Genomic DNA, 12,027 nt, shown 5'->3' on the forward strand with positions numbered 1-12,027 from the left:
ACCGTGGCGGGCTTGCCCTCGGTGGGGGCGGCGACGGCGGCGGTGACGGGGCCGGCGATGGCGCCGCCGGTGAAGGCGAGCCCGGCCACGGTCAGGGCGGTCCTGCGGAAGATGTCGGTACGCATGATGGTCGGCACCTTTCGATCGGGGGTACGCGACACACACCAGGGGGGCGGGTGCGCCGCGGAAAGGGGGGGTGGATCGGAGGGGGGCGCTCCGGCGGCGGGGCCTGCTCGGGCGTCCAGGGGGATCTCAACGACCCGGTCCGGCAATGCATTCCGCCGGCTGTTAGGGCCACGCCGTGGCGCGGGGGAGCGCCGTGGGTATGCCATGTTCAACGACCCGGGCCGGCCGGCGATTCCGCCGCCCGGGTGGCGCCGGGCACGGGACGCGCCGGGACGATCGCGGCATCCGGGCACAAAACGGACGCCGCCAAACGGACAAACTGCCCGTCACGTCGCAGGCGGCGGTCACCCGGTCGTCGAGTGCGCATCCGCGCCGCCGTGCGCCCGCGGCGTCGACAGCGACCGGCAACCGTCGACGCGCGCCTGGAGCGACGCGCCGGGTTGGAAACGCCCAAAAGTCCCGAGACCGGGGAGGATGCGACCCCCTCCGGTCGCCGGCGCGAGCCCTGCCGGAACTCCAGCCTCGCGAGCCGGCAGGGCCCGGGTGCCAGACGGCCAGGCCTGGGAGTGTCAGGCGGACGGGGCGGGCGCGGGGACCTCCTCAGAACCGGGCCGGGTGAGGCCCGCCTCGTGCGATCCGGAGGGTGCCGGTGGCTCGGGCTGGGTGGGGATCGCTGCCTCCGGCGCGGCGGGCGCCGATGGCGCGACCGGTGCCGGTGGCGCGGCGGGTGCCGGTGGCGCGGCGGGCCAGGGGATCTCCGGCGAGCGGTGGAAGGCGACGCCGGCCGCGGCCCAGCGCGGGCCGTGCCCGGCCAGTCGGTCGCGGAACCCGGCCCAGTCGTGCGTCGCGCGGGGTGACCAGCCCAGCTCGGCTATCGCGGGCAGGCGCGGGAAGAGCATGAACTCGATCTCGGCCAGGCAGGTGACCGACTCGGTCCACAGCGGCGCCTCCACCCCGAGCACCGCGTCGGCCGGCACGCCGGTCACGTGGGCGCCGGGATCCCAGTCGTACGACCGCCGCACGTCGATCAGGCCCGCCCAGTCGTGCCCGATGGGGGTGTCCGGGGCGTACTTCATGTCGAGGTAGGCGTGGTTGCCGGGGGAGAGGATGAGCCGCGCCCCCCGCTGGACGGCGTCCGCCGTGACCGGGTCCCCGACCCCGGTGCCCCACCACTGGAGCACCCGCCCCTCGGCATGCACCGCGGGCGCGATCTGGTGCCAGCCCACCACCGTCTTGCCGGTCCCGGCGACGATGCGCTGGGTCCGCTCGACGAAGGCCGCGTACGCGTCGGGGCGCACCTTGAACGCCTCGTCGCCCCCGATGTGCAGCCACGGCCCGGGGGTGAGCGCCGCGATCTCGCCCAGCACGTCGGCGACGAACTCGTACGTCCGCTCGCTGGCGGGGTCGACGTAGCTGAAGCCGACCTCGGTGCCGGTGTACGGCGGCGGCGCGACGCCGTCCGGGGCCAGTTCGCCGTACGCGATCAGCGCCGCGTGGGTGTGGCCCGGCAGGTCGATCTCCGGCACCACGGTGACGTGCCGCTCGGCGGCGTAGGCCACGATCCGCCGGTAGTCGTCGTGGCTGTAGTGCCCGCCCGGACCGTCGCCCACCTCGCCCGCCCCGCCGACCTCGGCCAGCCGGGGCCAGGAGTCGACCGCGATCCGCCACCCCTGGTCGTCGGTGAGGTGCAGGTGCAGGTGGTTGAGCTTGTAGCGGGCCAGGTGGTCGATCACCCGCAGCACGTCCGGTACGCCGAAGAAGTGCCGGGCCACGTCGAGCATCGCCCCCCGGTAGGGGAACCGGGGCCGGTCCGTGATCGACCCGCCGGGCAGTGTCCAGCGCTCGGCGACCGGCGTCGGGCTCTCGATGGCGGCGGGCAGGAGCTGCCGTACCGTCTGCGCGCCGAAGAAGAGCCCGGCCGGGGTGGCGGCCTCGATCCGTACCCCGTCGGGCGTCACGTCGAGCCGGTAGCCCTCCGCGCCGAGGTCGTCGGAGTCGACCAGCGCCAGCGTGATGCCGCCGGCCGGCTCCCGCCGGGTGGCGTCGGTCACCGGCAGCGGATAGCCGGTGGCCGGTCGGAGCAGGGCGGCGAGCTGCCCGGCGACGGCGCGGGCGGCGTCGCCGGCGCCCACCCGGATCGCCGCGTCGGGGGTGAGCACGAAGTCGGCGCCCGGGACCGGCGTGACCCGCTCCGGGGCGGGCACGACGTCACCCAGCCTGGGCCGGGTGGCCGGAGCGGGCTGGTCGTCGGGGGTCCGGGCCGGCGGGGCGGGCGGGTCGTCGCCGAGTTCGGGCGCCGGGGCGAGCACGACCTCGGCGGCCCGGGCCGCGGCCCGGGCCAGCTCGGCGGCGGCCGGTTCGTGGACCGGCAGGTCGAGCTGCCCGGTCGTCCGCTCGTCCACCCCGGGGCGGGACGGGTCGAGCGGCTCCGGGGCGGCGGTGGGAACGGCTGGCACGGCGTCGGCTCCAGGGGGTGTATTTGCGGCGGTTATGGCAAAGATGAGGTTCACCGAAAAGCGTGCGGTCAAGAGTACGAGGCCGAGCGCGAAATGCGTGATCGTGCGCGTGGAAGCGTTCCCAAAAACCGGTACGAACGCGGATAGTCGTGATAGCTGTGCCTATTGTCACCGAACGGTCCCAGGCCACACGATGTTCGCTTAGCCTTCGCCCACCGGCCGGCTTGGCACCGGGATTGCCGGTGGTCCATCCCGGGGTAATGAGCAACTGAACCTTCGTTAAGTGTCGGACCGGCGCGCGTGGGAGGGCTCTGGTGGCAACGCAAGAGACGGTGGAACACAAGTACGTCTACGCCTTCGCCGAGGGCAACAAGGACCTCAAGGACCTGCTCGGCGGCAAGGGGGCCAATCTGGCCGAGATGACCAATCTCGGTCTGCCGGTCCCGCCGGGCTTCACGATCACCACGGAGGCCTGCAAGGCGTACCTCGCCACCGGTGAGGAGCCCGACGGCCTGGCCGAGCAGATCGCCGCGCACCTCGCGTCGCTGGAGCGGGCGATGGGCAAGTGCCTCGGTGACCCGGAGGACCCGCTGCTGGTCTCCGTGCGCTCCGGCGCCAAGTTCTCCATGCCCGGCATGATGGAGACCGTCCTGAACGTCGGCCTCAACGACCGCAGCGTGCAGGGACTCGCACGGCAGGCCGGCGGCTCGGGCGACCAGGCCCCCTCCGGCGGCGCGGACCGGTTCGCCTGGGACTCCTACCGTCGCCTGATCCAGATGTTCGGCAAGACGGTGTGCGAGGTGCCGGGCGAGGAGTTCGAGCACGCGCTCGACGACGCGAAGCGGGCCAAGGGCACCAGCAACGACCTCGACCTCGACGCCGACGACCTGCGGGGGCTGGTCGACGCGTACAAGAAGATCTTCTTCAAGCACACCGGCCGGGAGTTCCCGCAGGAGCCGCGCGAGCAGCTCGACCTGGCCATCCGGGCGGTCTTCGAGTCGTGGAACGCCGAGCGCGCGGTGCTCTACCGCCGCCAGGAGCGCATCCCGGCCGACCTGGGCACCGCCGTCAACGTGGTGGCGATGGTCTTCGGCAACCTCGGCCCGGACTCCGGCACCGGCGTCGCGTTCACCCGCGACCCCGCCAGCGGCGCCCAGGGCATCTACGGCGACTACCTGGCCAACGCCCAGGGCGAGGACGTGGTCGCGGGCATCCGCAACACCGTGCCCCTGCAGGAGCTGGAGCGGCTGGACAAGAAGTCCTACGACGAACTGCTCGGCATCATGGCCCGGTTGGAGGGCCACTACAGGGACCTCTGCGACATCGAGTTCACCATCGAGCGCGGCAAGCTCTGGATGCTCCAGACCCGCGTCGGCAAGCGCACCGCCGCTGCGGCGTTCGTCATCGCCGGTCAGCTCGTGGACGAGGGCCTGATCGACCTCGACGAGGCGCTGCACCGGGTCAACGGCGCGCAGCTCGCCCAGCTGATGTTCCCGCGGTTCCGGCTCGACCACGAGTTCAAGCCGGTGGCGAAGGGGATCGGGGCGTCGCCGGGGGCGGCGTCGGGCAAGGTGGTCTTCACCTCCGCCCGCGCGGTCGAACTGGCCGCCGAGGGGGAGTCGGTGATCCTCGTCCGCCGGGAGACCAACCCCGACGACCTCAACGGCATGATCGCCGCCCAGGGCATCCTCACCTCGCGCGGCGGCAAGACCAGCCACGCCGCCGTGGTGGCGCGGGGGATGGGCAAGACCTGCGTCTCCGGCGCCGACGAGATCGAGGTCGACGTCCCGCAGCGCAGGTTCGTCGTCGGCGGGCAGACCGTCGTCGAGGGCGACGTCGTCTCCATCGACGGCACCACCGGCAAGGTCTACCTCGGCGAGGTGCCGGTCATGCCGTCGGAGGTGGTGCAGTACTTCGAGGGCAGCCTCGACCCCGAGCACGTCGACAACGCGCTGGTCCGGGCCGTACACCGGATCATGTCGCACGCCGACGCCCGGCGGCGGCTGGCCGTACGCACGAACGCCGACACCGGCGCGGACGCCGCCCGGGCCCGGCGCTTCGGCGCGGAGGGCATCGGCCTCTGCCGCACCGAGCACATGTTCCTCGGCGACCGGCGCGAGCTGGTCGAGCGCCTGATCCTGGCCCGCGACAATGGCGAGCGGGAGGCCGCGCTGGCCGCGCTGCTGCCGTTGCAGCGCGCCGACTTCGAGGAGATCTTCCGGGAGATGGACGGGATGCCCGTCACCGTCCGGTTGATCGACCCGCCGCTGCACGAGTTCCTGCCCCCGCTGGAGCAGCTCGCGGTCAACGTGGCGGTCGCCCAGGAGCGCGGCGAGGACGTCGCCCAGGAGGAGGCGCTGCTCGCCGCCGTGCGGCGGATGCACGAGGAGAACCCGATGCTGGGCCTGCGCGGCGTCCGCCTCGGCCTGGTCATCCCCGGCCTGTTCGCCATGCAGGTGCGGGCGATCGCCGAGGCGGCGGTCACCGTCACCCGCGGCGGCGCGGTGGCCAGGCCGGAGATCATGGTCCCCTTGGTCGGCGCGGTGCAGGAGCTGGAGACGGTCCGCGCCGAGGCCGAGAAGATCATCGCCGAGGTGGTCGGGGACAGCGGCGTCGAGGTGCTGATCGGCACGATGATCGAGGTGCCCCGGGCGGCGCTGACCGCCGGCCAGATCGCCGAGGCGGCGCAGTTCTTCTCCTTCGGCACCAACGACCTGACCCAGATGGGCTGGGGCTTCTCCCGCGACGACGTCGAGGGCGCGTTCTTCTGGCGGTACCTGGAGCTGGGCATCTTCGGCATCTCGCCGTTCGAGTCGATCGACCGCGACGGCGTGGGCCGGCTGGTGCGGATCGCCGCGGAGGAGGGCCGGGCGGCCCGGCCGGAGCTGAAGCTCGGCGTCTGCGGTGAGCACGGGGGTGACCCGGAGTCGGTGCACTTCTTCCACGAGGTCGGCTTGGACTACGTGTCCTGCTCGCCGTTCCGGGTGCCCGTCGCCCGGCTGGAGGCCGGCCGCGCGGCGGTGGAGACGGACGGCTCCGACAGCCGCTGACGCGCCGGGTACGGACAGGCCGGCGGCGGACCCGGGGGAGCGGGTCCGCCGCCGCTGCCGTGCGGGCGGCCCGTGCCGGCGCGACCGCACCATGGGTCGGGAGTCGGACGCGCCGGCCGGCGCACCCGACTCCGGGGGTTGCTCAGACCGGCGGGCGGCGCCAGGTGTGGGGGGTGACGCGCCGGGGCAGCCTGCCGCCCGAGGTGCGGGCCGTGAGCCGGGCGTGCGCCTCGGGCACCGTCGCCGCCCCGATCAGGCGGTTGGTGTCCAGCACCGAGCCGGTGCGCCGGGCCACCGCCCGCGCGTCGGCGTGCAGCTCCTCCAGGTCGACGCCGGCGTCGGCGACCAGCGTCAACAGGGCGTTGCGCCCGGCGGGATAGGTGACGACGGCCCCGGTCGAGGTGCGCAGCACCGATTCCCGGAACTCGCCGTGGCGCACCGTGTCGGCCACCCGGTGGCCGAGGCCGAAGCTGGCCGCCGCGAGCGCCGCCAGGTGGGTGGCGTCCGTCGCCGGCAGGTCGCTGGAGATCAGCAGGCCGTCGGTGCCGGCCAGCACCGTGCCCGCCACCTCGGGGCGGCGCCGGCGCAACTCCGACAGTTCCGTTCCCATCATCGTGTCCGCGTCCACGGGTGTCTCCCCACCGTCGGGCCCTCAGTCTGGTCACGTTCCGCGCTGGGAACGCTACCGGCGGCCATGCCGGACCGCGATCCCGTAACCGTCGGCGATCGGGCGACAACTCTCGCCTGTTCGGAGGTTGCGCGGCCGTCGGGCGCGCGCCGGCGGCGCGCCGTGCGCGGCGCGCGGGCGTAACCTGATCGGCATGAGCAGCGCCTGGGAGAGCCTGACCGTCGACGCCCGGGACCCCGCCCGGCTCGCCCGCTGGTGGGCCGAGGCGCTGGGCTACCAGGTGGTCACCGAGCAGCCGGACGAGGTGGAGATCCGCCGCTCCGCCGACCGGCTGCCGGGCATCGTCTTCGTGCCGGTCGCCGACGACAAGACGACCAAGAACCGGCTGCACATCGACCTGCGCCCCGACGACCAGGAGGCCGAGGTCGAGCGGCTGGTCGACATGGGGGCCCGGCACGTCGACGTGGGGCAGGGCGACGGCGGGTGGACCGTGCTGTCCGACCCGGAGGGCAACGAGTTCTGCGTGCTGCGGCAGCGTGAGGGCTGAGCCCCCCGGGGCGGACGATCCGGACGTCGCCCGCTGGGTCGGCGAAGCACCGAAGGACACCGGGCACGGGCGGTCGGCGTACGAGCGGGACCGCGCCCGGGTGCTGCACTCGGCGGCGTTCCGGCGGCTCGCGGCGAAGACCCAGGTGCACACGGCCGGCACCGACGACTTCCTGCGTACCCGGCTGACCCACTCGCTGGAGGTCGCGCAGATCGCCCGGGAGATGGGGGCCCGGCTGGGCTGCGACCCGGACGTGGTCGACACCGCCGGGCTCGCCCACGACCTCGGCCACCCGCCGTTCGGGCACAACGGCGAGGACGCGCTGGACGACCTCGCGGCCGGGTGCGGCGGCTTCGAGGGCAACGCGCAGACGCTGCGGGTGCTGACCCGGCTGGAGGCCAAGGTGGTCGCCCCGGACGGGACGTCCGCCGGCCTCAACCTGACCCGCGCCTCGCTCGACGCGGTCAGCAAGTACCCGTGGCCCCGCCGCCGGGAGCAGCGCAAGTTCGGGGTGTACGACGACGACCTCCCGCTCTTCGCCTGGCTGCGCACCGGCGGGCCGGGTGACGACCGGCGCTGCCTGGAGGCGCAGGTGATGGACTGGGCCGACGACGTGGCCTACTCGGTGCACGACGTCGAGGACGGCATCCACGGCGGGTACGTGTCGCTGCGCCCGCTGCTGCGCGACCCGCAGGAGCGGGCGGCGCTCTGCGCCGACGTCGCCGCCACCTACTCCGGCGAGTCCCCGGCCGACCTCGGCGAGGTGCTGCTGGAACTGCTCGACGATCCGGTGCTCGCCCCGCTGGCCGGGTACGACGGCAGCCATCCCGCGCAGGCCGCGCTGAAGGCGACCACCAGCGTGCTGACCGGCCGCTTCGTCTCGACGGTCGTGGCGGCCACGCAGGCGCGGTACGGTCCCGGCCCGCACCGCCGCTACGCCGCCGACCTGGTGGTGCCCCGGCGGATCCGGGCGCGGTGCGCGCTGCTCAAGGGCATCGCCCTGCGGTACGTGATGCGTCGCCCCGGCGCGGGGGACCGCTACCGGCGGCAGCGGGAGGTCCTGGCCGAGCTGGTGCACGCCCTGGCCGACCGGGCGCCGGACGGGCTGGATCCCGTCTTCGCCCCGCTCTGGTCGGCCGCGCCGGACGACGCGGCCCGGCTCCGGGTCGTGATCGACCAGGTCGCCTCGCTGACCGACCCGGCGGCCGTCGCCTGGCACGCGCGGGTGGTGCGCGGCGCGGGGGGCGGGCACCCGCCGGCCGAGGAGCGTGGGATGGGCAGCCGCGCAAACTTAGGCTAACCTAACCGGCATGACGGAGCGCCCCATCAAGGTCACGACCGCCCGGGTACTGCGCACCGAGCGGCCCACTCCCCACCTCGTCCGGCTGGTGCTCGGGGGCGAGGAGTTGACCGGCCTGCCGGTGGGCGAGTTCACCGACCACTACATCAAGATCGTCTTTCCGGCGCCGGGGACGGAGTATCCGATCCCGGCGGACCTCAACGCGATCCGCCGCGACCTGCCCCGGGAGCAGTGGCCCCGGCTGCGCGCGTACACGGTGCGGGCCTGGGACGCGTCGACCGGTGAGCTGACCGTCGACATCGTGCACCACGGCGACGTGGGCGTGGGCGGGCCGTGGGCGGCCGCGCTGCGCCCCGGCGACCCGGTGCACTTCGTCGGCCCCGGCGGGGCGTACGCCCCCAGCCCGGACGCCGACTGGCACCTGCTGGTGGGCGACGAGAGTGCGCTGCCGGCCATCGCCGCCGCCCTGGAGCGGCTGCCCGCCGGCGCCCCGGCCACCGTCTTCGTCGAGGTCGCCGACCCGGCCGACGAGCAGCCACTGGCCAGCCCGGGCGCGGTGCGCCTGACCTGGCTGCACCGGGGCGACCGCCCGGTCGGGGAGGCCCTGGTCGCGGCCGTGCGCGCCCTGGAGTTCCCGCCCGGTGACGTGCAGGCCTTCGTGCACGGCGAGGCGACCTTCGTCAAGGAGCTGCGCCGCCTGCTCCGCGTCGAGCGCGGCGTCTCCCGCGAGCTGCTCTCCATCTCCGGCTACTGGCGCCGGGGCCTGGACGACGAGGGCTGGCGCGCCAGCAAGCCCGACTGGAACCGGCAGGTGGAGGCCGAGGAGTCCGCCGCCGTACCGGCCTGAGCGGGCACCGGACGACACCCGGCCCAGGCGGCGCCCGGTGTCGTCCGGCACCACGACCGGCGGTACCCGGCGACGCCCGGCGCCCGGCGACTTGAACCTGACGCGGCGTCAGGTCCTACCGTCGTGGACGCCGGCGCATCCGCCGTCGGCGGAAGTCGGAGGAGAGGGACGTGGAGCGGCCGCGGACGTGGAAGGTCGGGGAACTCGCCCGGGCGACCGGCCTGACGGTGCGAACCCTGCACCACTGGGACCACCTCGGCCTCGTGACGCCCTCCGGGCGTACCGCGGCGGGACACCGCCGCTACGAGGACCGCGACGTCGAGCGCCTGTACGAGGTGCTCGCCCTGCGCCGCCTCGGGGTCCCGCTCGCCACCGTCGGGGAACTGCTCGGCGGGTCGGCCTCGGTCGAGGACGTCCTGCGCCAGCACCTCCGCCTCGTCGACGAGCAGCTCGTCGCCCTGCGTCGGCTCCGCGCCGGCCTCGGCGCGATGGTGGGCGCGCATCCGCGTTCGACCGCCGACTTCCTTGGCCTGATCCGGGAGGTCGTCTTCGTGGACGAGATCGTCGAGAGGTACTTCACCGCAGAGCAGCTGGCCGGGTTGGCCGAGCGCCGCGAGCGCGAGGCCGGACAGGTGGCGGCCGTCGAGGCCGCGTGGCCGGAACTCATCGCCCGGGTCCAGGCCGCCGTCGACGCGGGTACGGACCCCGCCGGCGAGCACGGCCGGGCCCTCGCCGCCGAGTGGGCGGACCTGCTGGAGCGGTTCCATCGCGGCGACGACGAGCTGCGCCGCTCGCTGTACGCCATGCAGGCGGAGAACGCGGACACCATCCGGCGGGAGCACGGCGGGCCGAGCGCCGAGCAGATCGCGTTCATCGCCGCGGCGTCGGCGGAACCGGGCGCTCCTGCCGCGGCCGGGGCGTCGTGATCCCGCACGAATGGCGGGCCCACCACCGGCAGGACGACGGCGAACTTCTCGGGTACCTCGTGCCCGTGGCAGTGGGCCGGTGCGTCCCGGTCACACCCTTCGGCCACCCGCTCGGGCCGGTCCAGCCGAGCGACGACGCCGCCCGGCTGCTCGACGAGAGCGGACTGAGCTACCTGGCGGACCGCTGGTACCTGCGCGTCGACGGCCGGGAAGACCCGATCGCCGTACGCATCGGAGAGGTCGCCCCCGACCGGATGACGGTACGCAACGCCGACTACGGGTACGAGGGGAACATCGGCGACCTCTTCGTCCTGGAGGTTCCGACGGACCGGCTCACCCGCCCCTGAACGCCGCCGCAGACGCCGGGAGGCACCTGGCCGGCGGCGTCACGGTGTGAGCGATCGCCTGCGGCGGGTGTTTCACCCGATGTCGCCCGGTCGTCACCCCCTGTCCCGCACGATGGGCAGGGGGTGGCGCATGAGCGGGCAGGTACGGGACCCGGCGCGGGCCGTGGGCCGGATTGACCGGACGGTCCTGGCGCTCAGCGTCGGCGGCGTACTGGCCGTCGTGGCGTGGGGCGTGCTGGCCCGGCGCTCCCTGGCCGGCTTCGGCGAGTCGGGCCTGGCCTGGGTGATCGACACCTTCGGCTGGTTCTTCGTGGTGGCCGCCGACGCCTTCCTGGTGCTCTCGGTGATCATCGCCGCGACGAAGTTCGGCCGGATCCGGCTCGGGGCCGACGACGACGAGCCGGAGTTCAGCACGCTGGCCTGGGTGGCCATGATGTTCAGCACCGGCATGGGGATCGGCCTGGTCTTCTACGCCGTCGCCGAGCCGATCGAGCACTACGGCGCCCCGCCGCCGGCCAGCGGCGTCGCGCCGAACACCGGGGCCGCCGGTGCGGCGGCGATGCAGTACACGCTCTTCCACTGGACGCTGCACCCGTGGGCGATCTACGCGGTGGTGGCGCTCGCGCTGGCGTACTCGACGTTCCGCAAGGGGCGGCCGAACCGGATCTCGGCCGCCTTCCAGCCGCTGCTCGGCGCGCGGACCGAGGGGCCGGTCGGCCGGGCGATCGACCTGCTGGCCGTCTTCGCCACCGTGTTCGGCTCGGCGACCAGCCTCGGCCTCGGCGCACTCCAGGTCGCCGCCGGGCTGGACCTGGTCACCGGAGTGCCGGACACCACCGCCGTCGAACTGGTGGTGATCGGCGCCCTCACCCTGGCGTTCGTCGTCTCCGCCTTCTCCGGCCTGCACCGGGGCATCAAGTGGCTGTCGACCACCAACGTCGTGCTCGCCGTCGCGCTGATGGTCTTCGTGTTCGTGGCCGGCCCGACCATCTACACGCTGGAGGTGCTGCCCGCGTCGGTCGGCGACTACCTGAGCAACCTGGTCACCATGTCCACCCGCACGGGCGCCTTCTCGGACCCGGCCTGGCTGGGCAACTGGACGATCTTCTACTGGGCGTGGTGGATCTCCTGGGCCCCGTTCGTCGGCATCTTCATCGCGCGGATCTCCCGGGGGCGCACCGTCCGGCAGTTCGTCGCCGGGGTGCTGCTGGTGCCCAGCGGGGCCAGCGTGGTCTGGTTCGCGGTGCTGGGCGGCAGCGCCCTGCGGGTGCAGGCCACCGGCACCCGGGACCTGGTCGCCGACGTCGGCGCGGGCACCGAACGGGCCCTGTTCGGCCTGCTGGAGGCGCTGCCCCTGGCCGGCCTGACCACCGTCCTGGCGATGGTGCTGGTCGGGCTCTTCTTCGTCACCGGCGCCGACTCCGCCGCGCTGGTGCTCGGCTCGCTGACCTCCCGGGGCGCGCTGCGCCCGCACCGCGCGCTGGTGGTGGTCTGGGGGGTGCTGATCGGCGCGGTCGCCGCCGTGCTGCTGCTGGTGGGCGGGCTGGACGCGCTGCAACAGGCGACCATCCTCGTCGCCCTGCCGTTCGTCGTGGTGATGCTCGGCCTGGCCGTCGCGCTGGTCCGGGACATGGCCCGGGACCCGGCGGTCAACCCGCCGCCGCGGGTCCGCCGCTCCGGCCTGGCCGCAGCCGTCCGGGCCGCCCGGTCGTACGACGAGGAGGACCCGCCGCCGGTGCGGCGCTACCTGCGGCGCCCGCGCTGAACCGGCGTGGCCGGCCCGGTCGCCGCCGGGCGGCC

The 12,027-nt window shown here is 74.4% G+C and carries 8 protein-coding genes and 1 pseudogene; 7 read left to right on the top strand and 2 right to left on the bottom strand.

Going from position 1 to position 12,027, the window contains the following annotated elements; genetic code table 11:
* Positions 1–860 precede the first annotated feature (860 nt).
* Positions 861–2,528: pseudogene (locus tag AB0G08_RS29315) on the bottom strand (beta-N-acetylhexosaminidase); the annotation flags it as partial.
* A gap of 368 nt (positions 2,529–2,896) precedes the next feature.
* Here AB0G08_RS29315 and ppdK point away from each other — a divergent pair.
* Positions 2,897–5,632: a pyruvate, phosphate dikinase gene (gene ppdK, locus AB0G08_RS29320; RefSeq protein WP_358093954.1), complete on the top strand. Its 2,736-nt coding sequence runs from the start codon at positions 2,897–2,899 to the stop codon at positions 5,630–5,632.
* Between the two features lie 142 nt (positions 5,633–5,774).
* On the opposite strand, the gene AB0G08_RS29325 is transcribed toward ppdK, so the two are convergent.
* The gene (locus AB0G08_RS29325) at positions 5,775–6,260 is read right to left on the bottom strand and encodes a roadblock/LC7 domain-containing protein (RefSeq protein ID WP_358093957.1); all 486 of its coding nucleotides are present in this window, start codon (positions 6,258–6,260) and stop codon (positions 5,775–5,777) included.
* A 193-nt stretch (positions 6,261–6,453) separates the two neighbouring features.
* Between AB0G08_RS29325 and AB0G08_RS29330 the strand changes: the two genes are divergently transcribed.
* The 6 genes from AB0G08_RS29330 to AB0G08_RS29355 all read left to right on the top strand — a co-directional run bounded on the left by AB0G08_RS29330 (position 6,454) and on the right by AB0G08_RS29355 (position 11,992).
* Complete coding sequence (locus AB0G08_RS29330; RefSeq protein WP_358093960.1) at positions 6,454–6,807, top strand: VOC family protein; 354 nt, start codon at positions 6,454–6,456, stop codon at positions 6,805–6,807.
* Positions 6,797–8,107, top strand: coding sequence for a deoxyguanosinetriphosphate triphosphohydrolase (locus AB0G08_RS29335; protein ID WP_358093963.1), 1,311 nt, complete (start codon positions 6,797–6,799; stop codon positions 8,105–8,107). The genes AB0G08_RS29330 and AB0G08_RS29335 overlap by 11 nt, the downstream gene beginning before the upstream one ends.
* Positions 8,108–8,117: 10 nt before the next feature.
* Entirely contained in the window at positions 8,118–8,954 is an 837-nt protein-coding gene (locus AB0G08_RS29340) for a siderophore-interacting protein (protein ID WP_358093966.1), read from the top strand.
* Between the two features lie 170 nt (positions 8,955–9,124).
* A complete protein-coding gene (locus tag AB0G08_RS29345; protein WP_358093969.1) occupies positions 9,125–9,880 on the top strand; it encodes a MerR family transcriptional regulator in 756 nt (251 codons plus the stop codon).
* Positions 9,881–9,945: 65 nt separating this feature from the next.
* Complete coding sequence (locus tag AB0G08_RS29350) at positions 9,946–10,227, top strand: hypothetical protein (protein WP_358093972.1); 282 nt, start codon at positions 9,946–9,948, stop codon at positions 10,225–10,227.
* A 130-nt stretch (positions 10,228–10,357) separates the two neighbouring features.
* Complete coding sequence (locus AB0G08_RS29355; RefSeq protein WP_358093975.1) at positions 10,358–11,992, top strand: BCCT family transporter; 1,635 nt, start codon at positions 10,358–10,360, stop codon at positions 11,990–11,992.
* Positions 11,993–12,027 lie beyond the last annotated feature (35 nt).

Origin of the sequence: Micromonospora sp. NPDC023644, from assembly GCF_040640115.1 — a bacterium.
In the GTDB taxonomy this organism is placed as follows: Bacteria; Actinomycetota; Actinomycetes; order Mycobacteriales; family Micromonosporaceae; genus Micromonospora.